We start from the raw sequence: 26,960 nt of genomic DNA on the forward strand, positions 1-26,960 counted from the left end.
ATAACGATACAAGGCTATCGAATTAGGACAAAAGGAGTGATGTGTCGTGACTGAAGAGAACATTTATGATGTCATTATTATCGGTGCGGGTCCGGCGGGGATGACCGCTGCAGTATATACATCTCGTGCAAATCTTTCTACTTTGATGATTGAGCGAGGTATTCCAGGTGGCCAAATGGCTAACACTGAGGATGTCGAGAATTATCCAGGTTTTGATCATATTTTAGGTCCGGATCTTTCGAATAAAATGTTTGAACATGCGAAAAAATTCGGAGCTGAATATGCCTACGGGGACATAAAAGAAATTGTTGATGGGGAAGAGTATAAGCTCGTCAAAGCAGGTTCAAAAGAATACAAAGCTCATGCAGTAATTATCACAACCGGAGCAGAGTACAAAAAAATTGGTGTACCAGGTGAAAAAGAACTTGGTGGGCGAGGCGTATCGTATTGTGCCGTTTGTGATGGTGCGTTCTTTAAAGGTAAAGACTTGGTTGTCATTGGTGGAGGAGATTCTGCTGTCGAAGAAGGCGTGTATTTAACGCGTTTTGCTAACAAAGTCACCATTGTTCACCGTCGTGACGAACTTCGTGCACAGAAAATCTTGCAAGATCGCGCGTTCCAAAATGATAAAATCGACTTCATTTGGAATCATACAATTCAAGAAATCAATGATAAAGACGGAAAAGTTGGCAGCGTCACGCTTGTGTCTACTGAAAATGGGGAGAAAACAGAATTTCCAGCTCAAGGTGTCTTCATTTACATTGGCATGGACCCATTAACCAAACCGTTTATTAATTTAGGGATTACGAACGAGTTTGGATATATTGAAACAAATGGACGCATGGAAACAAAAGTAGACGGAATTTTTGCAGCGGGGGATGTCCGGGAAAAAACGTTACGTCAAATTGTGACGGCGACCGGTGATGGAAGTATTGCTGCGCAAAGTGTTCAACATTATATTGAAGAACTTAAAGAAAAGTTGAAAATATAATCAACTAGACAATATTCGACAACGCTATAGTGGTTGTCGAATATTGCGAGGACAACTTAATAAAAGCGTAATGCTGTTTTAAACAGGTTGTAACAGTAGTGAAACAATGATGGGGTAATATAAGAGTAAGAAATTGACCCCCTTTAAGAAATAAATCCCGTAGAAGACACAGGAGAATCCTGTGTCTATTTTTTTTGCCTTTGTCTAATTTTGTCGCCATTTCGCTTGTCGTTCTTATCCATTGTGAGTGTTTTCTAAAAATAGTATAATATAAGGAACGATAAAGGCTTTCGAATGACAGAAGCATCGAGGTGATTATGTTGCAACGTGTGACGAATTGTTTATACCTAAAAGATGACCAAGTATTATTACTGAAAAAACCAAGAAGAGGCTGGTGGGTTGCTCCAGGAGGCAAGATGGAGCCAGGTGAATCGGTGAGAGATGCGGTTATCCGTGAATACCGAGAAGAAACAGGAATTTATCTTCGTTCACCCGTTCTCAAGGGTATTTTTACATTTATTATTAAAGATGGAGAACAACTAGTATCAGAATGGATGATGTTTACGTTTTTTGCCGAAGATGGGGATGGAGTCAATCTAAAACAGACCGATGAAGGGCAAATTGGTTGGCATCCGTTTGGAAGCCTAAAGGATTTGCCTATGGCAGAAGGTGATTATCATATTTTGGATTATATGATTCACGGCCAAGGCATTATTTATGGAACGTTTACGTATACACCTGATTTTAAATTGCTTTCTTATCGGTTAGATCCGAGTTAAAAGAAACGGGGGATTGTCATGAGTACGGGATCAATAAGTGATGTGCAATTAGTGATTATTACAGGGATGTCGGGGGCTGGTAAAACAGTTGCAATTCAAAGTTTTGAGGATTTGGGCTTCTTTTGTGTAGATAACCTACCTCCAACCCTATTACCGAAATTTCTAGAGCTAATGAAAGAGTCTGGAAGTAAAATGAATAAAGTCGCACTCGTGATGGACTTACGTGGACGAGAGTTCTTTGAGCATTTATTAAAGGGATTGGATAATCTTGCAGAAACGTCTTGGATTACACCGCATATTCTTTATTTAGATGCAGATGATGAAGCCTTGGTGAGAAGATACAAAGAAACAAGACGAAATCATCCGCTTGCTCCTACAGGCTTACCCCTAGAGGGAATCAAACAAGAACGTGAATTGTTAGAGGAGCTAAAAGGGCGCGCGCAAATGATTTATCATACAGGAAGCATGAATCCGCGAGAGTTAAGAGAAAAAATCTTAACCGAGTTTTCTGCGAATCAGCAATCGATTTTTACGGTCAATGTGATGTCATTTGGTTTTAAACACGGAATACCGATTGATGCTGACCTTGTATTTGATGTCCGTTTTTTACCGAATCCTCACTATATTGATAGTATGAGACCAAAAACAGGTTTAGATGAAGATGTCTCAACCTATGTTTTAAAATGGAATGAAACTCAGAAGTTTATTGAAAAAACAGCAGATTTACTTACGTTTATGCTTCCTCACTATAAACGCGAAGGAAAAAGTCAGTTGGTCATTGCGATTGGCTGTACCGGTGGACAGCATCGATCAGTCGCGCTAGCCGAGCATTTCTCGAAGTATTTTGGCGAAGATTATCAAACAGAAGTATTCCATCGTGATGTTGAGAGGAGAAAGGAAAATACAACATGATAATTCCTGATCAACGAAAAATTGTCATTCTAGGTGGTGGCACAGGGCTACCTGTCCTATTGAGGGGATTGAAGAAATACCCGTTAGATATTACAGCGATTGTGACTGTAGCGGATGATGGAGGGAGTTCAGGTCGTCTCCGGAATGATCTAGATATCCCTCCACCGGGAGATGTTCGCAATGTGTTAGCTGCATTATCCGACGTAGAGCCACTCATTGAACAGCTATTTCAACACCGGTTTCAAACGACAAATGAATTGACAGGTCATTCACTAGGGAATTTAATAATTGCCGCATTAACCTCTATCTCTGGAGATTTTGTTCATGCCATTCAAGAAATGAGCCGTGTCTTAAATGTAAGAGGTAAAGTGCTACCTGCAGCGAATCAAAGTGTAGTTCTTCATGCCGAAATGGAAGATGGTTCGATTGTTTCAGGAGAATCAAAAATTCCTTACTCAGGAAAGAAAATCAAAAAGGTTTTTTTAACACCAGAAAAAACAGACCCTTTACCTGAAACGATAACGGCTATTCGAGAAGCAGACCTAATTATCATTGGACCAGGAAGTTTGTACACTAGTATTTTACCTAATTTACTTGTCCCGCAAATAGGAGAAGAGGTTAGCAAGGCCAAGGCGAAGAAAGTGTATATATGTAATATTATGACACAAGCAGGTGAAACCCTTGATTTTACCGCAAGTGATCATGTGAAAGCGATTTATCATCACATGAACTCTCAGTTTATTGATATAATATTAGTGAATAATGAAGAGGTTCCGTTAGAAGTTCAGATGAAATACAAGGAAGAGCTCGCTAAACCAGTCGTGTATGATATAGATCGCTTGAAAGAATTAGGTCTAGACGTGCTATATAAGAATATCCTTTCATATGAAGGAGAGTATATTCGACACAATACAGATGAAGTAGCGAAGATTATCTACACATTATTAGAGGACGAGAAGCATAATTAAATAGTAGACTATCCTATAGGGTTACTATGTGCAACCGTTTGTACCAGGAGGTGAAGGGTATGTCGTTTGCATCTGAAACGAAGAAAGAATTAACGAATATAGAAATGAAACATTGTTGTGCAAAAGCCGAATTATCTGCATTAATTCGCATGAATGGCTCCCTTTCCTTTTCGAATCGTATGCTCATTGTTAATATTCAAACAGAAAATGCAGCGATTGCTAGACGGATTTACACATTGATTAAAAAGATTTATCAAGCTCCCGTTGAATTATTGGTACGGAAAAAAATGCGCTTAAAGAAAAACAATGTGTATATTGTCCGTTTAAATGAGGGTGCTAAACAAATTTTAGAAGATTTAATGATCTTAGCAGAAGGATTTACGTTTGTTTATAATATTTCGCCTGAACTTATAAAGAAAAAGTGCTGCAAACGAAGTTATTTACGAGGAGCATTTTTAGCTGGCGGCTCCGTGAACAATCCAGAAACATCTTCCTATCACTTAGAGATTTTTTCACTTTATGAAGAGCATAATCAAGCTCTATCAGATTTAATGAATATATTTGGTTTAAACAGTAAAACGTTAGAGCGGAAAAAAGGCTTCATTACTTATTTAAAAGAGGCAGAAAAAATCACGGAACTCTTAAATGTAATTGGCGCGCATAATGCGTTGATGCGATTTGAGGACGTTCGGATTGTTCGTGATATGCGTAATTCTGTCAACCGCCTAGTGAACTGCGAAACAGCCAATTTAAATAAAACAATTGGAGCGGCTCTACGACAAGTGGAAAATATTCGCTTTATTGAAGCAGTGGTCGGTCTAAATATTCTCCCAGATAAATTAAGAGAAATCGCTGAGCTCCGGGTGGCCTATCAAGATGTTACATTAAAAGAGTTAGGTGAGATGGTGTCAGGAGGAACGGTGAGTAAGTCGGGAGTAAACCACCGATTACGAAAGATTGATCAAATAGCGGATCGTCTTCGTGCAGGTGAATCTGTATCACAAAAAACATGAAAAATATAAAGGGGAGAAAAGTGACATGGTTGAGAAAAAAATAGAAGTTAAGCTAAAAACGGGCTTGCAAGCGAGACCAGCAGCTCTTTTTGTACAAGAAGCAAACCGTTTTTCATCTGAAGTTTTTTTAGAAAAAGACGGAAAAAAAGTTAACGCCAAGAGTATTATGGGGCTTATGAGCTTAGCGATTAGCTCCGGGGCGACCGTTTCACTGATTGCCGATGGAAATGACGAAAATGAAGCCATCAACGCGCTAAGTGAATTCGTAATAAAGGAAGTCTAATAAAACAAAAAAACAGCTCGTCGCGGCTGTTTTTTATTTTCATATTTTTCGACCTAGTCTTGCAGCCCCTAAAAGAATGATTTCGGGCATTGTTTCGGTGTTTTGCACTGTACTACTGGTACAATGAACGTTTCTGGGAATAAATAAATTCAATACCGCAACATAATGCAAAAAGGTCCTCTCAAAAAAATTCACCTCCGGAAGAATGGGAGATGAATTTTGAAAAAAGCTATTTTCGAATCAGTCTATAAACTTGGATACCGAAAAAATGAAAGACTCTTCATTAGGAAATTATCCGAAATACTCTTACTACTTGTGTTTTCTTAGTGCCAAGAGCTACAAAGCATTTGATCAGAGCGTTAAAAAAAGTACTTATTTCGATATATCGTGGCGTGTCATGATTTTATCAATTAAACCATACTCTAAAGCACGTTCTGCTGTCATAAAGTTATCGCGATCTGTGTCACGGCTGATGACCTCAAGATCTTGACCTGTACGTTCAGCAAGAATGCCATTTAATTTTTCACGTAAGAATAAAATGCGCTTTGCGGCAATTTCAATTTCTGTTGCTTGACCTTGGGCACCGCCAAGTGGTTGATGAATCATAACTTCACTATTCGGTAAAGCATAGCGATGTCCTTTTTCACCTGCAGCTAATAAGAAGGCTCCCATAGAGGCTGCCATACCGATACAAATTGTTTGCACTTTAGGCTTAATAAATTGCATCGTGTCATAAATCGCCATTCCGGCAGTGATACTACCACCTGGAGAGTTAATGTAGATAGAGATATCTTTCTCTGGGTTTTCAGCCTCTAAGAATAACAATTGTGAGACAATGGAGTTGGCTACATTATCGTCGATTGCGCTCCCAAGCATAATGATTCGGTCTTTTAACAGGCGTGAATAAATATCGTATGCACGCTCACCGCGATTTGTTTGTTCAATAACTGTAGGAATTAAGTTCATTCTTATTTCCTCCTTTTTAATATGAGCAGGCGTACCTGCTTGTAGTTTGCTTATGTAAATTAATGATACACTGATGGTCAATGAAGGTCAAACGTTTCGCCTTAACAATTTATTGTGCTTTGCTTTGAATAAAGGCTACAGTAACATTCTCCATCATACCCACTTCTTCCTCTTTTAAAACTAGGAAAAACTATTGCTTAATTGCTAGATGTCCATTATAATATGAAATCGTACCACTTATATTTGCGCCCTCGTAGTGTAATGGATCACACGTAAGATTCCGGTTCTTAAAATGGGGGTTCGATTCCCTCCGAGGGCATAACTGAAAACCTCTCCCTATTAAGGGGAGAGGTTTTTTTTTACGGCTTTGTATACATTGTTGCTATTCAAATTACGTATCGATGGAATCAGCCACTTTAGAATGGGTTTTGTTCAAAAATAGACGATGGGATGCACCGAAGTCAATTCTTTTGGTAAGATAAGAAAGTGTAAATTTGGGTCGTTAGTTAGATGCCTACCTCCATGAACCGCCGACTCATGATTGAAGGTTGGATCATCTTATGTCGTTCTTGTAGGTTTTCACCGCTTGTTAAATAGACAGAATTATGGGAAAATGGTGAAAAAGTGATAGGAGGCAAGTAGATGGAACTCAAGCAAATACAATCTCAAGTGCTAAAACTAAAAATGACTACAAGCTTGAGGCAGTCTATTGAATTGTTGTCAATGTCTACACTTGAGCTAGAAGACTTTCTTGAAGACCAAGTGTTGGAAAATCCCTTTCTTTCTGTAAAAAAAGAAGAGTCTGGCTCTAAATCGAAGGGTTTATCGTCAGATTGGACGGAGCTTACGGCTGCACCCGTTTCATTTTGCTTAGAAGAAGAGATTTTTTCACAATTACATTTGAAAGCGTTTTCTAAAGAAGAATTGAGAAATTTCCGTGTCTTAATTCAGTATATCAATGAAAATGGATTTTTTGAGATTACTGATTTCAATAATCTGCCTTTGTCCATGGAGCCAATCTCCTTTTATATTGAAGAAATTCAAAAATTAGAGCCGGCAGGAATTGGTGCGAGAAGTATTGAAGAATCTTTGCTTTTGCAGCTTTCTCGAAAGAATGGTTCATCCTTAGCAAAAAAAATTGTTGAACAAGGATTTTCGTTAGTTGTAGCAGAAAAGTGGCGTCCTTTAGCGAAGTTATTATCAGTATCAATCGTGGAAATCCAAACGGCAATAGATGAAATCGCTCAGCTGCACCTCTATCCTGTAAAAAAAGCTTCAGAGCAAGCCATCAACTATATTACGCCCGATTTATTGGTAAACCTAAAAGGGGATGAATTCGAAGTAATTATTAATGAAAGAAATGTACCCGTTATCTCTTTTCAAGATGCTAGTTTTCGAGAGTATCGTGCTGATCAAGATGAGCAGCTTCAGACGTTTTTAGATGATAGAAAGCGCCATTATGAATCGATTTCTCAAGGCCTTGCGCATCGCAATATGAGTCTATTAGCTATTGGATATCGTATCGTTCATCATCAACGTGCATTTTTAACGGATGGTCCTTCAGCACTCAATCCACTTTCACAAAAACAGATTGCAGAAGATATCGGCGTGCACGAATCAACCGTTAGCCGCTTAGTTAGAGGAAAGTACATTCAAACACCTTTTGGCACTTTTGAATTGAATTTCTTTTTTTCGACGAGAATAGGGGACGAACAATCCGACGTGTCCGTTCGAAAGGTGAAAGAGTTAGTGCAAACAATTGTGACCGAGGAAAATAAATTAAAACCGTTATCGGATGAAAAGATTTGCCAAACACTAAGCGAAAAGGGTATTCTCATTTCAAGAAGAACGGTAGCAAAATACCGAGACCAACTCGGGATTCCGTCGTCTACGAAAAGAAAACGATATACATAAAAGTTGTTTTCGCAAGGATTATTGTTGTTTCCATGTCAAAAACATAAATAAATGCGAAAAGAGCCTTGAATAAGGAGGCGAGAAGAATTGAAGGAAATTATTTTTTACACAAGAGAAAGCTGCCATTTATGTGAAGAGGCGAAACGGACTTTATTATTAGTCCAAGAAGAGATCCCATTTATCCTAATCGAGCGGGATATTGCAAGCCGTGAGGAATGGACAGAAAAATATGGGCTTATGATACCAGTCGTTGAATGTCAAGGGGAAATTGTGCAATTTGGATTTGTCGATTTTTATTCAATTAGTAAACGCTTACAAGCTAAATAGTGAGTTGAATATTAAAAACAACCCTGATACAATACTAATTAGAGGCAGGGATAAATTTTTTTAGCGTTACTGGGACACAATATGTCTTACTGGGACGTATGTTGACCATTAACCTTGAAGGAGCTTTTATATGAAATCGATGATTGATATTCAAAAGCAATTATTACCTGACCTGCTAGAGATTATGCAAAAAAGGTATCATATTCTTCAATCGATTCGATTTTTACAACCGGTCGGGAGAAGAAGCTTGAGTGGAGCCTTAGGGTTAACCGAGCGCGTTTTGAGAAGTGAGGTCGATTTTTTGAAAAATCAAGATCTCATTGCGATCAAAGCGGAGGGAATGAGCATTACTGAAGAGGGATTTACATTATTACTTGAACTTGAAGGTGTAATGCGAGAGATATCTGGAATTAATGTAATGGAGCAGAAAATCAAAAAGCAGTTTATGCTCCAAGAAGTTGTCATTGTACCTGGTGAGTCGGACGAGTCATTATGGGTGAAAGAAGAAATGGGAAGAGCAACCACTTTAAGTATGAAAAAGCGATTAGAAGGAAATAATATCATCGCTGTGACGGGTGGCTCGACAATGGCTACCGTTGCTGAAATGCTGACAGCAAGATTTTCTGAAAATGAAATTTTGTTTGTACCGGCTCGAGGTGGCATCGGTGAAGATGTGAAAAATCAAGCCAATACCATTTGCGCTCAAATGGCAGAAGTGACAGGTGCCAAGCATCGCGTCTTGTATGTGCCTGATCAAGTAAGTAAAGAAGTGTATCACTCTTTGATGAAAGAGCCTGACATTCGTGAGGTAATGAATTTAATTACATCTGCTAATATTGTTCTTCATGGAATTGGTGAGGCTATCTCGATGGCCAAACGCCGTAGAACCAATGAAGAAGATATTGAAAAAATCACTTTTAAACAAGCTGTTGGCGAAGCTTTTGGGTATTACTTTAACGAACAAGGAGAAGTGGTTCACAAAGTACCAACAATTGGGCTACAACTTCGTGATTTGGCTAATATCCCCAATGTATTTGCTGTAGCAGGTGGAACATCGAAGGCAAAGGCCATTCGATCATACTTAAAAAGTGCCCCTTCCAATACCGTCTTAATAACGGATGAAGGAGCCGCAAAAGAGCTTTTAAAAGGGTAGTCCCTTTTGAAATATATAAAACAGCGTTATCTATTAAAGGAGGAAGTTTTTCATGACAGTAAAAATTGGTATTAATGGTTTTGGACGTATTGGACGAATCGTATTCCGTGCAGCAATGGCTAACCCGAATGTTGAGGTTGTAGCTGTTAACGATTTAACGGATGCAAATATGTTAGCACACCTTCTACAATATGACTCTGTTCACGGAACATTGAATACAAAAGTAGCAGTTGATGGTGATTATCTAATCGTTGGCGATAGCCGCGTAAAAGTAATTGCAGAGCGTGACCCTGCTCAACTTGGTTGGGGAGATCTTGGCGTAGACGTAGTAGTTGAATCTACTGGCCGTTTCACAAAACGTGCAGACGCTGCGAAACATTTAGAAGCAGGTGCGAAGAAAGTTGTTATTTCTGCTCCAGCATCTGAAGAAGATATCACAATCGTAATGGGTGTTAACCATGAGCAATATGATGCAGCTAACCACCATGTAATCTCAAATGCATCATGTACTACTAACTGTCTTGCTCCATTCGCAAAAGTATTGAACGACAAGTTCGGTATCAAACGCGGTATGATGACAACAGTTCACTCATATACAAATGACCAACAAATTTTAGATCTACCACATAAAGACTACCGTCGTGCTCGTGCAGCGGCTGAGTCAATCATTCCAACAACAACTGGAGCAGCAAAAGCCGTTGCATTAGTTCTACCTGAATTAAAAGGTAAATTAAATGGTATGGCAATGCGTGTACCAACTCCTAACGTATCAGTTGTTGACTTAGTAGCAGAACTAGATAAAAATGTAACAGCTGAAGAAGTAAATGCAGCATTTAAAGAAGCTTCTGAAGGTGATCTTAAAAATATTCTTGCATACAGCGAAGAGCCACTTGTATCTCGTGATTACAATGGTGATGCTGCATCTTCTACAATTGATGCATTATCTACTATGGTACTTGAAGATAACATGGTTAAAGTTCTATCTTGGTATGACAACGAAAGTGGTTACTCAAACCGCGTTGTTGACCTTGTAGACTACATCGCTTCAAAAGGTCTTTAATTCGATCGAACATTGAAAGTAATATTCAATAGGATATCATTGGATATTGTGATGCCAAGCATCTATAATGTAAGGGGATGAATGGGGAGTAGGGAAACATTCCCTCTCCCCATTTCCATTTTAATTGGGCATTTGCCCGAAACTAAAGAAGGAGGCCTTTTGCAATGAACAAACAAAGTATTACAGATGTAGATGTTAAAGGAAAACGAGTATTTTGCCGAGTAGACTTTAATGTACCAATGAAAGACGGTGTCATTACAGATGAAACGCGTATTCGTGCGGCTCTACCAACGATTCAGCATTTAGCTGAACAAGGAGCAAAAGTCATTTTAGCAAGCCACCTTGGCCGACCAAACGGACAAGTTGTCGAAGAACTTCGCTTAACACCTGTTGCAAAACGCCTATCTGAGCATCTTGGAAAAGATGTAAAGAAAGCGGATGAAGCTTATGGTGAAGAGGTGAAGGCGAAAATTGACACGATGGAAGAAGGAAATATCCTGCTTCTTGAAAACGTCCGATTCTACCCTGGTGAAACAAAAAATGATGCTGAGCTAGCAAAGAACTTTGCTGATTTAGCGGATCTTTATGTAAATGATGCTTTTGGTGCTGCCCACAGGGCGCATGCTTCAACAGAAGGAATTGCGAAACATATTCCGGCGGTTGCAGGTTTCTTAATGGAAAAAGAGCTTGAAGTTCTAGGAAAAGCTTTATCCAATCCAGAGCGTCCATTCACAGCGATTATCGGTGGCGCAAAAGTAAAAGACAAAATTGGTGTCATTGACAACTTATTAGAAAAAGTGGATAACCTAATTATTGGTGGCGGACTTGCTTACACATTTGTTAAAGCCCAAGGTCATGAAATTGGGAACTCCTTACTTGAAGAAGATAAAATAGACTTAGCGAAACAGTTTATGGAAAAAGCAGAGAAAAAAGGCGTGAAATTTTATCTACCAGTTGATGCGATTGTGGCTGATGACTTTTCTGATTCAGCAAACAAACGAGAAGTTTCAATTGAAGAGATTCCAGCAGATTGGGAAGCTCTTGATATCGGACCAAAAACACAAGCATTATACAGTGGTGTAATAAAAGAGTCTAAACTTGTAATTTGGAACGGACCAATGGGTGTGTTCGAACTTGAATCTTATGCAGGTGGCACGAAAGCGGTAGGCCAAGCGTTAGCAGACTCGACAGATACATATTCTGTCATCGGTGGTGGCGATTCGGCAGCAGCTGTTGAAAAGTTTGGATTAGCAGATAAAATGAGCCATATTTCAACAGGTGGTGGAGCGTCTCTTGAATTTATGGAAGGTAAAGATCTTCCAGGCGTTGTAGCCCTTAACGATAAGTAAACCAACAATGAAAAGCTAAGAAGCTTTTTTGAAAGGATGGGGAATTATGCGCAAGCCAATTATAGCAGGTAACTGGAAAATGCATAAAACTATGGAGGAAGCAAAAGCTTTTGCTCAAGAAGTAAACGGACTCACTCCTGGCAAAGATCGTGTAGATTCGGTCATATGTGCACCAGCATTGTTTTTAGATCGTTTAGTTGAAATTACGAAAGACTACAATGTGGAAATTGGTGCTCAAAACATGCACTTTGAAGAAAGTGGAGCGTTCACTGGAGAACTAAGCCCGAAAGCGATAGCAGATCTTGGCGTGAAGTATGTGATTTTAGGACACTCAGAACGTCGAGAAATGTTCAATGAAACAGACGAAGCAGTTAACAAAAAAACACTTGCTGCATTCCAATACGACTTAACGCCGATTGTGTGTGTTGGTGAAACGTTGGATCAACGTGAAAGTGAGCAAACAATGTCTGTTGTGGGCGATCAAGTCAAAAAAGCTTTAACAGGATTGACAGAAGACCAACTGAAGCAAACAGTCATTGCCTATGAGCCTATTTGGGCGATTGGAACAGGAAAATCTTCCACTTCTGCAGATGCAAACGAAGTATGTTCGTATATCCGTAAAGTAGTTGCGACTGAATTTTCTCAAGAAGCAGCGGATGCGGTTCGGATTCAATACGGTGGAAGTGTTAAACCTGAAAACATTGCAGAGTATATGGCACAACCAGATATTGACGGCGCATTAGTGGGCGGAGCAAGCCTAGAAGCGAAGTCGTATCTGCAATTATTGGAGGCAGGTTCACATGAGTAAAGCCCCAGTTGCTTTAATCATCTTAGATGGTTTTGCTTGCCGAGATGAAGTAAAAGGGAACGCTGTTTCACAAGCAAAAAAACCAAATTTTGATCGCTTTTGGAATGAATTTCCACATAGTACGTTAACCGCTTCTGGTGAAGCAGTCGGTTTGCCAGCAGGTCAAATGGGGAATTCAGAAGTGGGTCATCTTAATATTGGTGCAGGTCGAATCGTGTACCAAAGCTTAACGCGCGTAAATGTAGCCATCCGTGAAGGGGAGTTTGAGCAAAATCAAACTTTCCAAGATGCGATGACTTACGCAAAAACAAATAATAAACCTCTTCATGTCTTTGGTTTACTCTCAGATGGTGGTGTTCATAGTCATATTGAACATATGTACGCTCTTCTGAAGCTAGCAAAATCTGAAGGATTAGAAAAAGTCTATGTTCATGCATTTTTAGATGGACGCGATGTTGGTCCAAAAACAGCTGAGAAATACATTATTGATGCAGAAGCCAAAATGAAAGAAATTGGTGTCGGTGAATTTGCGACGATTTCAGGTCGATACTACTCAATGGATCGTGATAAGCGATGGGACCGAGTAGAGAAATCGTATCGTAGCATGGTGTATGGCGACGGCCCTACCTATTCATCAGCGCTAGAAGTAGTGCAAGATTCTTATCAAAATGGAATTTTTGATGAGTTTGTGATTCCATCTGTGATTACCAACGAAAACGGAGAACCGGTTGCGACGATTGAAAATGAGGATTCCGTTATTTTCTATAACTTCCGTCCAGACCGCGCCATTCAAATTTCAAATACATTTACAAATAAGGATTTCCGCTCCTTTGACCGAGGAGAGAAGCATCCAAATAATCTTCACTTCGTTTGCTTAACGCATTTTAGTGAAACAGTTGATGGCTATGTAGCATTTAAGCCAACTAACTTAGATAACACACTAGGTGAAGTGTTAGCACAAAATGACTTGAAGCAGCTTCGTATCGCTGAAACTGAAAAATACCCTCATGTAACGTTCTTTATGAGCGGTGGTCGTGAAGCAGAATTTCCTGGTGAAAGGAGAATCCTAATCGATTCTCCTAAGGTTGCAACTTATGACTTAAAGCCAGAAATGAGTGCTTATGAAGTTACAGAAGCTTTGCTTGCTGAAATAGAAGGTGACAAGCAGGATGTGATTCTGCTGAACTTTGCTAATCCTGATATGGTGGGGCATTCCGGAATGCTCGAGCCAACGATCAAAGCGATTGAAACCGTTGACGAATGTCTCGGAAAAATCGTGGACGCAATTTTAGCTAAAGGCGGTTCAGCCATTATCACAGCGGACCATGGAAACGCTGACGAAGTGGTGACGTTAGAGGGAACACCGATGACGGCACACACAACGAATCCTGTACCGGTTATTTTAACAAAAGAAGGAATATCTCTTCGTGAGGGTGGAATTCTAGGAGATTTGGCTCCAACCATTCTTGATTTATTAAATGTTTATCAACCATCAGAAATGACAGGAAATACATTAATTAAAAAATAATATTATTAAAGGAGATTTACCAATATGCCATTCATTACAGAAGTATATGCACGCGAAGTATTAGATTCTCGCGGTAACCCAACTATTGAAGTAGAAGTATACACTCAATCAGGTGCATTCGGACGCGCGCTTGTTCCAAGTGGAGCATCAACTGGTGAGTATGAAGCAGTAGAATTACGTGACGGTGACAAAGGTCGTTACTTAGGTAAAGGTGTAGAACAAGCTGTTGCTAATGTTAACGAAACGATCGCAGAAGAGCTAATCGGCTTTGACGTAACTGATCAAGTCGGAATTGACAAAGCAATGATCGAGCTTGACGGAACTGAAAACAAAGGTAAATTGGGTGCGAACGCTATTCTAGGTGTTTCTATGGCAGCAGCTCGCGCCGCAGCAGACTTACTAGGACTTGAGCTTTATCAATATCTTGGCGGATTCAACACAAAACAACTTCCAGTGCCAATGATGAACATCGTAAATGGGGGAGAGCATGCGGATAATAACGTCGACATTCAAGAATTCATGGTTATGCCTGTAGGCGCACCAACATTCAAAGAAGGTCTTCGCATGGGTGCTGAAATCTTCCATAGCTTAAAATCTGTTCTTAAAGACAAAGGCTATAACACGGCAGTAGGTGACGAAGGTGGATTCGCTCCTAACCTTAAGTCTAATGAAGAAGCATTATCTACTATCATCGAAGCGATTGAAAAAGCAGGTTACAAACCAGGTGAAGAAGTTCTTCTTGCAATGGACGTGGCAGCTTCTGAAATTTACAATAAAGAAGACGGTAAATACCATCTTTCTGGTGAAGGTGTGGTTCGTACTTCTGCTGAAATGGTTGACTGGTACGAAGAAATGGCTAATAAATACCCAATCGTTTCTATTGAAGATGGACTTGACGAAAATGACTGGGATGGTTTCAAACTTTTAACTGAGCGTATTGGTACCAAAGTTCAACTAGTGGGTGACGATTTATTCGTAACAAACACTGAAAAGCTTGCTCAAGGAATTGAACAAGGAATTGGTAATTCAATTCTAATCAAAGTAAACCAAATTGGTACACTAACGGAAACATTTGATGCAATCGAAATGGCTAAACGCGCTGGTTACACTGCAGTAATCTCTCATCGTTCCGGTGAAACAGAAGACAGCACGATTGCTGATATCGCAGTTGCAACAAATGCTGGCCAAATCAAAACGGGTGCACCATCTCGTACAGACCGAGTAGCAAAATACAACCAATTACTTCGCATTGAAGACCAATTGGCTGATACTGCTCAATACCTAGGTGCTAAAACATTCTATAACCTGAAAAAATAAGCTAACCATATATTACAACTCCGCTTTTGATAAGCGGGGTTGTTTTTTTGTGAATATTGGCAAGGAGGAATATAAAAATAAGAAAGGAAAGCAATAGGATAACAATCTTGAATGAGAAAAGGTCTTCTTTATTGGAGTTTGTCCTAGACTTAAAAGCGCAAATTGAAAGTAGGCAAGATTGTCAAATTCTTCGCAATGTCGTTGCCGCAGAGTTAACTCAATAAAAATCATCTTAAACGGAGTATTACCTTTGCCGGATTGAAGACATCCTTCTTGTTTAACGTTCGCGATATTGGAAAACTGTTTGTTAATCAACAATTTGGCCATGATTGATTAACACCATTTGTAATTACATGGAAATTTAAGGTGGGTTATGAATGTCTGTACTAAGACTAATGAGGCAGGATTGTGCAAAAATTCTATGTATAGTGTAAAAAAGAATAATAACGAACATACGTTTATTTAATGGAAATAGAATGATAATCAAAACGACTCTAGGAGCAGGGAAGTGAATCCTCTACTCCTAATATTTATTAGGTTCTTAGTTGTCTTAATTATCTGTGAAAATGGGAATTTGGTCATTTCCTATCATTGTAAGAAGCAAAAGAGGCTAAAATAATCTATAATGAAGAAAGTGAATGTTTAATTTTCCCGTTTTAATATCGGGTTGAGGAGTGCATATAGAAATGAAGTTTATTGTAGGAATGGCGCTAAGCCTCTCCCTTCTTTTTCTTGGAGGATGTACGGCGTTATTTGGAAATAGCTCAACGGAGAATGAATCAGGAATAGAGCCAACAGAGCAGGAGCCAGTTGAGGAAGAAAACAAGGAACCTTTAGTGAAGGAACAGGAACCTGAAACTCCTGCTGAGCCGCCTGTGAACGAGCTAGTTACCTCGTTTTACGAGTCAATTATACAAGAAACGGATGAACAGTATGTTGTGAAAAAGTTTTCTTCAAAAACAGAGTTGGTCCAATATCTAGTTCAATACGCGAAAAAAGGATTCGCTCAGTCTTTAGTCGATACCTATTACAAAGAAGAAAATGGGAAACTGAAATTGGTTCCGCAAGAAGCTATCCCGCACATAGATCCTACTCTTCCGTTTCAATTAAACAAAATTAATGAAACAGAATATCAAGTAACACAGGATCAACAAGATGAACTGTTTGGCTCCTATACCATCGAAGCGTCATTTGAAGTAGATGGGGATCATTGGGTGATTGCTAAGAGTTCTTTCACTCAAACCAAGCCTACTTTAGCTGAGAATCATGATAGCGAGATGGCTTTAATCAATAAACAGTATTTTCTTCCAAATGATTATATACCAGCTGATTTAATAGAACCGAATGTTCCGTTTACCTTCGAAGAAGATTTGCCGAAGAAGTTGTTGGTTAAAGAAGCTGCTTTAGCATTAGAAGAGATGTTTGCCGCTGCTAAAAATGAGAATGTAGAACTTCTAGCCGCATCTGGATACCGCTCGTTCGACCAACAGAAAACTTTGTTTGCTTGGTATGCGGATACGCACGGGGAAGAAGAAGCCAATAAATTTAGCGCAAGAGCTGGTCAAAGTGAACATCAGTCTGGACTCGCGATGGACGTTTCTAGTAAAAGTGTTGCTTATGATCTGACTGAAGCTTTTGGGGAAACACCAGAAGGAAAATGGGTGGCGACTCATGCAGCTGAATACGGATTTATTGTTCGTTATCCAAAAGGGAAAGAAGCGATTACAGGGTATAAGTATGAACCTTGGCATCTCCGTTATGTAGGCAAAGAAATGGCGCGAGAGATTGAGAGTGAAGGACTTACGCTTGAAGAATATACTAGAGGAATGTAGTTTTCTTTGGCTATGTTATAAAGTAAAGCTGATTGGTAAAGAATGTGCTGTAATTTCAATATTTTTAGAGCATTATAAGAGTGGCTTTTTGAATTCCAAAGCTTTGAAAAGGGGCTATTAATGAATAGATTAAACCAAAAAGAACATTTCCAGGAAGAAATGTTCTTTTTTCACAGATAAGAAAATAAAAAAAGATCGATCACAACTTTTTGGTTGTGTTTTTTTCTATTATGGAGACAAATAATAGAAAACGAATCTCCTTGAACATCATGGTCACTGGGAGACATTCAAGCAGTATCAAGGGGGGGGAATCCGTCCAACCAACTTGCTCGTGATGAAAAATTTATGATGATTGTTGCACAAGGAATTTTCACGATCTGATCATTTATTTCCATAGGAACTCAATTTATTTTTAATGAAAATCAACAGTGAAATGGAGGATTTAGTCAAAAATCAGATGAAATAGCCACAATGTATACAAAAAAAGCCATTTAATAAGGCTGACCTACTATGGAGAAATATGAATTAAGTGTCTGAATCCAAACATATTACCGCTTTATCATAATGGTGGTAAGGTACGATTTATCTTATATCTCATTTTGCACAACTTCCAAAAGTAACTAACTTACTGTTCTAGCTCGTGCTTTAAACGTTGGAGGTGATCACCATCTTCTTTCTTCATGATTTTCACAAACATTGGCTTTGCTAATTTCATAATCAGCCCTTTTGTAAAAATGTCACATTGAAAAGACACTTGCGTTGTTGACCCAATTTCTTTGAATTGATAATGATACTTTGCACAGAGTCCCTTTGTTTCACTTTGTGCTGAATACGATTGATTAGGCGTAAACTCAGAAATTTCTATTATAGACGAAGCTTCTCTATTGCCAATAATTCTTGTTTCGTTAAACTTGGTTCCCTTTCCAATCGGTCCTTCCGTAAGTTTTTCACATCTGACCACATTTTTCATGAATTTTTGACCATTCCGAACATCACATGCAAAGGCAAAGACTTTTTCTAACGGATGATCAATCGTCACAGTATCTTGAAATTCAGGCATAGTTATTTCTCCTCCATTATTCCTCGTATACAAAGGTCGTTTCATTTAAATCTGAAATTGGACCTAATGATGTTGTTCGATAGATTTTGGTTGCTTGTAATCCAATTGGTATAACACCCTAATTAGGGGAATCATTTAAAATAGTTTTTAATGAGCATCGCCTTTACTCAGAATAGCATTTTCAATAACCAGATTTTTAGATGAAAACAAGCTAAAACCACCGTTTTGGATAGTTTTTTTAAGCTAAGTCACCAGTAAGCGAGTAGCGTTTATCAATTCTGTCTGGGTTAGCGGAATAATCATTTAGTTTTTTATACGCTTATTGTAACGGCCCGCCATATTGTCGTATGAAGGCAAATGCCATCTCAGAAAATGTATGGGTATAAAAAGATGAAGTTTCACCTTCTTTTACATAGGTTGTTTTCGCAAAGTTTGATGCTCTAGCTTATAAAATCGTGTGGAAACACACTTCTCACAAAAATATCTTTTGCATAGTTTGACAAATCATCATCAAATACTTGTCTACGATATTTCACTACCAATACTAGATGATAGTGCAAAAAAAGGCCGAATGTTTAGTACTATCTAATTTCATTATGTTATCAACCTTTCCGTATGTACAGACTGATTCAAACGTAATTTTCTAATAGCTACAAACACTACGGCTGACTCCAACCGAAAATTCATCTCCCACTTACTCATTGGGCTTCGCCCTTCCTATTCCTTGAAGTGGGAGATGAATTTCGGAAACCTAGTTAAAACATTCCATTCTCATTAGGGGAAGCCTCTGGGATAGGTTGACCTACATCCCACATTTCAACAATTAGATCATCCTGGAAGCGAAATATATGAACAACAGCCACTCCTAGGTCTTTTGGATTTTGTTTAACATGTGAGTAAACCACAACGGTTTCTCTCTCTTCTAAAACACGCTTGACCTCAAATATCTTGTCAGGATTCTTTGCTCCATCCTCTTCCATCGCTAACATAATTGAATCTGCATCTCCTTGGAAATAAGGGTTGTGGTGGCAAAAATCAGGGCTTATGTGACTTAAGAATGCTTCTCGAACTTTCCTTGATACGACAAGTTGTAGAAACGACAATGCTTTCTCTCTGTTAGAGAGTTTGCCATGGACTAACTGATCTTTTTTCATTTCAATGCTCCTTTCATGTTCATGAGTATTACTATATATGTTTAACGAAAAATAAGGTATAAACGATAGAAAGTCAACTATTTGAAAACAAAAAAATAGTTAACCCTGACTACACGTTGTAGAAATAAGGTGAGTTTTATGAAAATGATGAATAAGAATCTAAATATCATAAGCAAAAGCTAGCTCATTCGTAAATTATTAAAGGGAGTTGCAAGCTTTGGTAATTTTGCTCAAGAGCTTTATACGTTAAGGATAAATAAGATTCGAAGTTCTAAAAACATATTGGGAATTGTTGGTTAAAACATTTAATATTATTGCAATTTTTATATAGATAAATATAGTTAACCATATAGTTAACTATATGCAGGATTTCTAGAGAAGAATAACTCAACTGAAGTTTATATACCGCATTCGGATCTTCCGCCTAATGAGTCTGAATTTGTGCATAATCTAAGGTAGACGAAATGATGAAATAAACTGCTTGTAAGTAACCCACTAGAAGAGTGCTTTTTTTATTGTTTTTACAAATATAACATGATGGAATGGAGCGAACTATAATGATCAATATGCCACATCAAATCACTATTAATGAGAAACCAGAAAAAATATACGAGGCCATTACCACTTCAGAAGGAATAAAAGGGTGGTGGACTTCTGATGCAAAAGTAGAACCAACTGTGGGAACAGTTGCTGAATTTGGCTTTTATAACCGTCAAGCAGTTTTTCAAATGCATATAGATAAGCTTGAAAAAGGAAAGCTTGTGAATTGGACTGCTCAGCACGATATGCCTGGTTGGAAAGGAACAAAAATCAGTTTTGAATTATCGCCACAAGAAAATGGTTCAACTATCCTACACTTTAGTCACTCTGGATGGGACTCCATGGATGGACCGTATGCGATGATTAATACAACCTGGGGTACGCTTATGTCTATCCTGAAGCAGTATGTAGAGGGTGGAAATCCTGGTGCATGGTACCAAGGATCGTAAAGAATAGTCGTTCAACCTATGAAAAAGAAAGGGGGATAATAAAATCATGAGTGATAACAAATTATTAAAACAACTCGAAGTTATCCGGGCCATTTCCACAAAATCAATTGAATCGATTTCAGAAGAGGTCGCTGATGAAATGCCAGAAGGATATAAAAACACGATCCGATGGCATCTAGGTCATATTGTAGCTGTGACAGATGCATTTTTATTTAACTTTGCTGAAATACCGATGTACTTATCTGAAGAACAATTCGAAATGTTTAAATCGGGTTCGAAACCAGCAGATTGGCATACTGAGCCTCCAACGTTAGATGAGATTTCTGAAATGTTTAATGGGCAAATAGACCACATAAAAAAACACTTAGAGAATCGTTCAATGGATGAAAAGACACCAAAAACATTTAACCTATACGGAAATCCTCAAGAGACTTTAGGAGAAGTGCTTAATTTTTGCCTATATCATGAAGGATTCCATCTTGGATATATTAATGGAAGAACGCCTAAAGGATTTAAAAGAGCTCTAAAATAAACACTGATTTTCCCGTCGTCTGTTGCCAAATCTTATTTCTTTAAAGCGCCTATAACTGAGTAGCTTTTTTGGATTCTTTAATGGAACTAAGAATTCCGTCTGTTTTTGATAAAAACAACAGTAAAATGGAGATTTTAATCAAAAATTAGGTGAAATAGCCACAATGTAGACGAAATAATCCTCAATAAAAAAAATCTAGATAAAATCGTCGAATTCTCCTTGTTTGCTTATTGTGACAATTATTTCAATATGATAAACTAGAAATACTGTTATGTACGCTTCAGGAGGTGGAAGTTATGGTAGCATTGTTAATAACATTGCTTGTAATTGATTGTTTAGGTATCATCGCTGTTGTTTTACTTCAATCTGGGAAAAGTGCAGGATTGTCAGGTGCCATTTCTGGTGGTGCGGAAACACTTTTCGGGAAGCAAAAAGCACGTGGGATTGACTTGATTTTACACCGTGTGACGATTGTTCTATCGGTTTTATTCTTTGTTTTAACCATTGCAGTTGCATACTTCGCTTAAGATGATAAAAGTGAAGCCTGGCCCAGCGGGGTCAGGCTTTTATTTATAGGTTCTTTTCGTATACATTGTGGCTACTTCATCTGATTTTGAATAAATCCTCCATTTCCCTGTTGATTTCGATCAAAAACAGACGAAATGATGCCCGAAACAAGCCATATCATAGATTATTAATGGATAAGAAAAGCCACAATCTTTGCGAAAACAGCCTTTCGTATACATTGGTTCTATAGGATTTAAGAATAATCGACTTTGTATTTTTAGGGAGAAATTTCTTCAATTTGAAGACTAAAGATGTAGAGAAAACTTTCTAAGTCGTATCTACACCCTGATGGTTAAATCAACTATTTTTGCGAGAGTAGCCATGTATAGATAGTGATTTTGAGTGGGTTTAAGCATTTTTTAAATTTATGGGTGTAACGTTTTTCTTGGGATTCACTTTCGCTTTTCGTGTCTAGCTACAGTGGCTTGCGGCTCGGGGTCAAATGAATAACTCTCCAGTGATGCAGGCATCACCTCCGAGTTCTTCATTTGCCTGACGCCGCAGGGCAGCCACTTCCGCTTTTCGTGATCCGTTAGGCGTTATATTGGATTGAGAAGTGCTTCTTTGTTTACAATAGGGATAAGAAGTAGTAAGGAATCTCTGCATCAGTAGAGTGACAGATAAAGGAGTTTAGTTGTATGAAAATAGCTATACCGAAACCATTTACCTTTCAAGCAGGAAAACGAGCGGTCTTACTTTTACATGGATTTACTGGAAATTCAGCGGATGTGAGGATGCTTGGACGATTTTTAGAAAAGAACGGTTACACCTCTCATGCCCCCCATTATAAAGGACATGGTGTCCCACCAGAAGAGCTTGTTCATTCGGGTCCAACGGATTGGTGGCAGGATGTGATGGATGGTTACGAGCATTTAAAAAACTTAGGGTATGATGAAATAGCTGTGGCGGGATTATCCCTCGGTGGGGTATTTTCCTTGAAATTAGGTTACACTGTACCTATAAAGGGTATTGTGCCGATGTGTGCTCCAATGTATATCAAGAGTGAAGAAGTGATGTATGAGGGTGTACTGGACTATGCTCGCGAATTTAAAAAATTCCAAGGGAAAAGCCCAGAGGAAATCGACAATGAAATGAAGGAATTTGCGCAGACGCCAATGAATACATTAAAGGAATTGCAGGCACTCATCTCGGATGTTCGTCAACATGTGGATATGATTTATGCACCAACATTTGTTGTTCAAGGACGACATGATCATATGATTAATACAGATTCTGCGAATATTATTTATAACGAGATTGAGGCTCCACATAAAGAAATGAAATGGTATGAGGATTCTGGACATGTCATCACGCTAGATAAAGAAAAAGAGCAACTACATGAAGATGTTTTGGCATTTCTAAATAAATTAGACTGGAAAGATTAATACATAATTGTAAGGAGGGAAAGGGAATGGATCAAATCATAAAAGAGCATGTGACTCGGTTATTAACTTATATGAAAGATGAGGCGTACAGGCCATTAACCGTTCAAGAGCTTGAAGAGGCATTTGGGATAGAGGATTCAACTGAATTTAAGGGCTTCGTGAAAGCGCTAGTTTATATGGAAGAAAAAGGACTATTGGTTCGCACGAGAAGTAACCGTTATGGATTGCCGGAGAAAATGAATTTAGTGCGAGGGAAACTCGCTGCTCACGCTAAAGGCTTTGCCTTTGTAATAACAGATGAACCAGGGATGGATGATATCTTTATTCCGCCAGGTGAAACGAATAATTCCATGCATGGAGATATTGTTCTAGTACGCGTATCAGAAGGAAGTTCAGGTTCGAGACGTGAAGGTTCGGTCATTCGCATCCTCGAGCGAGGCGTTCAGAAAATGGTAGGAACCTATACTGAAAGCAAACACTTTGGGTTTGTCATACCGGATGATAAGAAATTTGCGAGTGATGTGTTTATTCCGAAGAATGCCAGTCTAGGAGCCGTTGAAGGACATAAGGTCGTAGTTGAATTAACTGCTTATCCAGAAGGGCAAAAAAGCGCTGAAGGTGAAATTAAAGAGATTCTCGGTCATAAAAATGATCCCGGAGTAGATATTCTTTCGGTCATTCACAAACACGGGATCACGGTCGAATTTCCAGATGAGGTGCTAAAGCAAGCGAACCAAGCCCCTGATGAAATTGATCCGGCTGAAATTAAAAATCGCCGTGATGTGCGTGATGAAACGATTGTCACAATAGACGGAGCAGACGCAAAAGACTTGGATGATGCCGTTTCAGTCGTGGCTTTAGACAATGGAAACCACAAGCTATCCGTTCATATAGCGGACGTCAGTTATTATGTGACAGAAGGTTCGCCGATTGACGAAGAAGCGTATGAGCGCGGAACGAGTGTGTATTTAGTAGATCGTGTGATTCCAATGATTCCACACCGCTTGTCCAATGGGATTTGCTCATTAAATCCTCAAGTGGACCGTCTAACACTTTCATGTGATATGGAAATTACATCAAGCGGTGAAGTTGTGTCTCATGAAATTTATCAAAGTGTGATTAAAACGAATGAGCGCATGACCTATTCCGATGTGAATAAAATTTTGGTCGACAAAGATGAATCGTTAATTGAACGCTATGAACCACTTGTCCCGATGTTTCAAGAAATGGAAAAGCTTGCGGAGATTTTGCGAAGAAAACGCATGAATCGTGGAGCGATTGATTTTGACTTTAAAGAGTCGAAAATATTGGTGGACGAAGAAGGAAATCCAACAGAAGTAGTCTTACGTGAACGCTCGGTAGCGGAAAAACTCATCGAGGAATTTATGCTAGCGGCGAATGAAACGGTAGCGGAACATTTTCATTGGATGGAAGTCCCGTTCATTTATCGAATTCATGAAGATCCGAAAGAAGAAAAACTACAACGTTTTTTCGAGTTTATTACGAATTTTGGAATCGTCGTGAAGGGATCGGCCAATTCCGTTCATCCACGAGCACTGCAAGACATTGTGGAAGAGGTAGCAGGAAAGCCAGAGGAGATGGTCGTATCAACAATGATGCTTCGCTCCATGCAACAAGCCAAATACAATGAAGACAGTCTAGGGCACTTTGGATTATCCACAGAATTCTATACTCATTTTACATCGCCGATTCGTCGTTACCCAGATTTAATTGTGCACCGGTTAATTCGGACCTACCTAATTGAAGGTAAGCTCGATGAAGCAACCCAAAGCAAATGGGATGCGATTATGGGAGAGATTGCGGATCATACCTCTAGTAGAGAACGAAGATCAGTGGATGCTGAACGTGAAACAGACGATCTGAAAAAGACTGAATTTATGTTGAATAAAATTGGCGAAGAGTATGATGGAATCATCAGTTCTGTCACCAACTTTGGAATGTTTGTTGAATTACCGAATACGATTGAGGGTCTCGTTCATGTCAGTTATATGACTGATGATTATTATCGTTACGACGAACGTCATATGGCGATGATTGGTGAACGAACTGGAAATGTGTTCCGTATTGGAGATGAAATCACGGTCCGGGTTGTTAATGTGAATAAAGAAGAAAGAGCCATTGATTTCGAAATTGTCGGCATGATTAGCAATAGACGTCCACCAGGGACCGAACGACCGAAAGCGATACGGGCAGACAGAAATGATGGACGCAAAGGTCGAGGAGCAGGACAAGGTCGACGCTCGGATCGCAAAGAAGATAGCGGCAACAAAGAGAACGGCGAGACCCGACGTGGCAACGACAATCGTGGCGAATGGTCAACAACCAATCCGAAAAAGAAAAAGAAAAACAAAAAATTCTTTGAAAATTCTCCAGCTGCTAAACGTAAAAAGAAAAAGAAAAGATAGTCTGAACAGGAAGAGGTTAAGAGGTTTTCCTTTTAACCTTTCTTTATTTTCGGTAAACTAAGTATAGAGAGAGTTGAAGGGGGATTTCACATGCCAAAAGGAACCGGTGGGGTAATAGCCCAAAATAAAAAGGCCCGACATGATTATGCTGTCGAAGAGACGTATGAAGCAGGGATTGTTCTAAAAGGAACAGAAATTAAAGCGATTCGCGGAGGCCGAGTGAATTTAAAAGATTCGTATGCACGGATTCAAAATGGGGAACTGTTCATACTCAATATGCATATTAGTCCATATGAACAAGGAAATATTCATAACCATGAACCGTTACGTATGAGAAAGCTCTTGCTTCACCGTTATCAGATTAATAAACTGATTGGTGATTTGAAGGAACAAGGATATTCATTGATTCCACTAAAAATGTATATTAAAGATGGCTATGCAAAGGTTTTACTTGGACTTGCTCGGGGTAAAAAGAAATACGACAAACGCGAAGATTTGAAGAGAAAAGAAGCAAACCGTTCGATTCAACGTGAGCTTGTGCAGAGACAGAAGGGGACAATTTAGTAGTTTCTAAAATCTTACAATTGCATTTTTCTGTAGTTTTGTTATACTAGTATTAGTCGCCGAGATAACAACGGCGCTGTAAGAACAATTGAATAGTTGACACTTGCTCAATATTCTTCCCGTTCTTCCTTATATTATATATGGGGACGTTACGGATTCGACAGGGATAGTTCGAGCTTGGGTTGCGAGTCGAGGGGATCGTCCTCGTTAAAACGTCAACGCCAATAATAACTGGCAAATCTAACAACAACTTCGCTTTAGCAGCGTAAGCTAGCTTAGCGGTTCCTCCCTCCATCGCCTATGTGGTAGGGTAAGGGACTCACTTTTAGTAGGCTACGCCGGATTCCACCGTCTGAGGATGAAGGAAGAGATTAACCAGACTAGCTGCTCCGACGCCCGTCGATAGGCATAGGAGTTAGCGAAAACGCAAATTTATCGACTACACTCGTAGACGCTTAAGTGGCGATGTTTCTGGACGTGGGTTCGATTAATTATTAGTCGCCTTATGTGGTAACATATAAGTGAAAATTTGGCTTTATCGGTGAAACCTAAGTCATCTTTAATGTGATAGGGCAATGCCGAGCGGTATGTGGAGTAATCCAACAGCCGTGTATCGACTCATAGACTGCCAATCCAACTTGGTAGTACTAGGATGCGAAAATCTACCTTCAATGAAGGTAAAACTATGTTTCGCATAATACGCCAAAGGGCCTTCTAAACTGAAGGTTCAAGATATAGTCAGTGCCATGTCGAAAGCATGGATGTGCACGTCCCACCGTCTCCACCAAATACATATTTGGTGGTTTTTTGTTTTTTGTTTTTTGTTTTGACATAAAGCATAAGCTTTCCGTTTGGAAAGCTTATGCTTTATTTTTTTTTAGGAAATTTTATGCTTTATTTCAGCAGAATATTCAATACTATCTTCCATTAATCGTTAAGTTAATTACTCAACTTTCGCAGACTGAAATAGGCAGGTAATCCTTGATGTAGTTAGGCAAGCCTGCAATCCATTGTTGTAGTTGACTATTGATTAGTTTTTGTACCTTTTTGTTGCTCTTTTTCAATGCATATTCAAGAAGCTCG

The 26,960-nt window shown here is 39.0% G+C and carries 24 protein-coding genes, 1 tRNA gene, 1 other RNA gene and 1 pseudogene; 23 read left to right on the forward strand and 4 right to left on the reverse strand.

The features are described from left to right. The first annotated feature begins 46 nt into the window (after positions 1-46). The 6 genes from trxB (at position 47) to U8D43_RS13045 (ending at position 4,946) form a co-directional block, all read left to right on the forward strand. On the forward strand, positions 47-991 hold the full coding sequence (gene trxB / locus U8D43_RS13020) for a thioredoxin-disulfide reductase (protein WP_335871614.1): 945 nt from the start codon (positions 47-49) through the stop codon (positions 989-991). Between the two features lie 311 nt (positions 992-1,302). Continuing rightward, positions 1,303-1,770: an 8-oxo-dGTP diphosphatase gene (locus U8D43_RS13025; RefSeq protein ID WP_442893608.1), complete on the forward strand. Its 468-nt coding sequence runs from the start codon at positions 1,303-1,305 to the stop codon at positions 1,768-1,770. Positions 1,771-1,788: 18 nt separating this feature from the next. After that, a complete protein-coding gene (gene rapZ / locus U8D43_RS13030; RefSeq protein WP_335871615.1) occupies positions 1,789-2,682 on the forward strand; it encodes an RNase adapter RapZ in 894 nt (297 codons plus the stop codon). Continuing rightward, positions 2,679-3,650 (forward strand): gluconeogenesis morphogenetic factor MgfK, encoded by a 972-nt coding sequence (gene mgfK, locus U8D43_RS13035; RefSeq protein WP_335871616.1) that lies wholly within the window; start codon positions 2,679-2,681, stop codon positions 3,648-3,650. Before rapZ ends, mgfK begins: the two co-directional genes overlap by 4 nt. Before the next feature lie 59 nt (positions 3,651-3,709). Beyond that, positions 3,710-4,663, forward strand: coding sequence for a DNA-binding protein WhiA (whiA, locus tag U8D43_RS13040; RefSeq protein WP_335871617.1), 954 nt, complete (start codon positions 3,710-3,712; stop codon positions 4,661-4,663). A gap of 25 nt (positions 4,664-4,688) precedes the next feature. Beyond that, positions 4,689-4,946 (forward strand): HPr family phosphocarrier protein, encoded by a 258-nt coding sequence (locus tag U8D43_RS13045; protein WP_335871618.1) that lies wholly within the window; start codon positions 4,689-4,691, stop codon positions 4,944-4,946. A gap of 372 nt (positions 4,947-5,318) precedes the next feature. Here U8D43_RS13045 and clpP read toward each other — a convergent pair whose 3' ends face one another. Continuing rightward, on the reverse strand, positions 5,319-5,912 hold the full coding sequence (gene clpP / locus U8D43_RS13050) for an ATP-dependent Clp endopeptidase proteolytic subunit ClpP (RefSeq protein ID WP_335871619.1): 594 nt from the start codon (positions 5,910-5,912) through the stop codon (positions 5,319-5,321). A 247-nt stretch (positions 5,913-6,159) separates the two neighbouring features. Between clpP and U8D43_RS13055 the strand changes: the two genes are divergently transcribed. The 10 genes from U8D43_RS13055 (at position 6,160) to U8D43_RS13100 (ending at position 17,200) form a co-directional block, all read left to right on the forward strand. Continuing rightward, a tRNA-Arg gene (locus U8D43_RS13055) sits at positions 6,160-6,231 on the forward strand. A gap of 323 nt (positions 6,232-6,554) precedes the next feature. After that, entirely contained in the window at positions 6,555-7,826 is a 1,272-nt protein-coding gene (gene rpoN / locus U8D43_RS13060) for an RNA polymerase factor sigma-54 (protein WP_335871620.1), read from the forward strand. 87 nt (positions 7,827-7,913) lie between these two features. Then, positions 7,914-8,153 carry a glutaredoxin family protein gene (locus U8D43_RS13065; RefSeq protein ID WP_335871621.1) on the forward strand — a complete coding sequence of 80 codons (240 nt, stop codon included), beginning with the start codon at positions 7,914-7,916 and terminating at the stop codon, positions 8,151-8,153. A gap of 130 nt (positions 8,154-8,283) precedes the next feature. Beyond that, complete coding sequence (locus tag U8D43_RS13070) at positions 8,284-9,306, forward strand: sugar-binding transcriptional regulator (RefSeq protein ID WP_335871622.1); 1,023 nt, start codon at positions 8,284-8,286, stop codon at positions 9,304-9,306. A gap of 52 nt (positions 9,307-9,358) precedes the next feature. Next, a complete protein-coding gene (gap, locus tag U8D43_RS13075; RefSeq protein WP_335871623.1) occupies positions 9,359-10,366 on the forward strand; it encodes a type I glyceraldehyde-3-phosphate dehydrogenase in 1,008 nt (335 codons plus the stop codon). Positions 10,367-10,530: 164 nt separating this feature from the next. Then, entirely contained in the window at positions 10,531-11,715 is a 1,185-nt protein-coding gene (locus tag U8D43_RS13080; RefSeq protein WP_335871624.1) for a phosphoglycerate kinase, read from the forward strand. Between the two features lie 46 nt (positions 11,716-11,761). Continuing rightward, positions 11,762-12,523: a triose-phosphate isomerase gene (tpiA, locus tag U8D43_RS13085; protein ID WP_335871625.1), complete on the forward strand. Its 762-nt coding sequence runs from the start codon at positions 11,762-11,764 to the stop codon at positions 12,521-12,523. Continuing rightward, on the forward strand, positions 12,516-14,051 hold the full coding sequence (gene gpmI, locus U8D43_RS13090; protein WP_335871626.1) for a 2,3-bisphosphoglycerate-independent phosphoglycerate mutase: 1,536 nt from the start codon (positions 12,516-12,518) through the stop codon (positions 14,049-14,051). The genes tpiA and gpmI overlap by 8 nt, the downstream gene beginning before the upstream one ends. 24 nt (positions 14,052-14,075) lie before the next feature. Next, complete coding sequence (eno, locus tag U8D43_RS13095) at positions 14,076-15,368, forward strand: phosphopyruvate hydratase (protein ID WP_335871627.1); 1,293 nt, start codon at positions 14,076-14,078, stop codon at positions 15,366-15,368. A 686-nt stretch (positions 15,369-16,054) separates the two neighbouring features. After that, positions 16,055-17,200 (forward strand): M15 family metallopeptidase, encoded by a 1,146-nt coding sequence (locus U8D43_RS13100; RefSeq protein WP_335871628.1) that lies wholly within the window; start codon positions 16,055-16,057, stop codon positions 17,198-17,200. Between the two features lie 625 nt (positions 17,201-17,825). On the opposite strand, the gene U8D43_RS13105 is transcribed toward U8D43_RS13100, so the two are convergent. The 3 genes and pseudogenes from U8D43_RS13105 to U8D43_RS13115 all read right to left on the reverse strand — a co-directional run bounded on the left by U8D43_RS13105 (position 17,826) and on the right by U8D43_RS13115 (position 19,414). After that, entirely contained in the window at positions 17,826-18,260 is a 435-nt protein-coding gene (locus U8D43_RS13105; protein ID WP_335871629.1) for an SRPBCC family protein, read from the reverse strand. 470 nt (positions 18,261-18,730) lie between these two features. Next, positions 18,731-18,855, reverse strand: a pseudogene (locus tag U8D43_RS13110) (transposase); the annotation flags it as partial. A gap of 160 nt (positions 18,856-19,015) precedes the next feature. Continuing rightward, entirely contained in the window at positions 19,016-19,414 is a 399-nt protein-coding gene (locus U8D43_RS13115) for a nuclear transport factor 2 family protein (protein ID WP_335871630.1), read from the reverse strand. Positions 19,415-19,971: 557 nt separating this feature from the next. Here U8D43_RS13115 and U8D43_RS13120 point away from each other — a divergent pair. The 7 genes from U8D43_RS13120 (at position 19,972) to ssrA (ending at position 26,367) form a co-directional block, all read left to right on the forward strand. Beyond that, positions 19,972-20,403: an SRPBCC family protein gene (locus tag U8D43_RS13120; RefSeq protein WP_335871631.1), complete on the forward strand. Its 432-nt coding sequence runs from the start codon at positions 19,972-19,974 to the stop codon at positions 20,401-20,403. A gap of 46 nt (positions 20,404-20,449) precedes the next feature. Continuing rightward, a complete protein-coding gene (locus U8D43_RS13125) occupies positions 20,450-20,935 on the forward strand; it encodes a DinB family protein (protein WP_335871632.1) in 486 nt (161 codons plus the stop codon). A 296-nt stretch (positions 20,936-21,231) separates the two neighbouring features. Beyond that, positions 21,232-21,462, forward strand: coding sequence for a preprotein translocase subunit SecG (gene secG / locus U8D43_RS13130; protein WP_335871633.1), 231 nt, complete (start codon positions 21,232-21,234; stop codon positions 21,460-21,462). A gap of 678 nt (positions 21,463-22,140) precedes the next feature. After that, a complete protein-coding gene (locus U8D43_RS13135) occupies positions 22,141-22,887 on the forward strand; it encodes an alpha/beta hydrolase (RefSeq protein WP_335871634.1) in 747 nt (248 codons plus the stop codon). Positions 22,888-22,913: 26 nt separating this feature from the next. Further along, positions 22,914-25,313 carry a ribonuclease R gene (gene rnr, locus U8D43_RS13140; protein ID WP_335871635.1) on the forward strand — a complete coding sequence of 800 codons (2,400 nt, stop codon included), beginning with the start codon at positions 22,914-22,916 and terminating at the stop codon, positions 25,311-25,313. A gap of 90 nt (positions 25,314-25,403) precedes the next feature. Then, on the forward strand, positions 25,404-25,877 hold the full coding sequence (gene smpB / locus U8D43_RS13145; RefSeq protein WP_335871636.1) for an SsrA-binding protein SmpB: 474 nt from the start codon (positions 25,404-25,406) through the stop codon (positions 25,875-25,877). 150 nt (positions 25,878-26,027) lie between these two features. Continuing rightward, positions 26,028-26,367, forward strand: a transfer-messenger RNA (tmRNA) gene (gene ssrA / locus U8D43_RS13150). The last annotated feature ends 593 nt before the right edge of the window (positions 26,368-26,960 follow it).

It is taken from the genome of Bacillus sp. 2205SS5-2, from assembly GCF_037024155.1.
Lineage (GTDB): Bacteria > Bacillota > Bacilli > Bacillales > Bacillaceae_K > Bacillus_CI.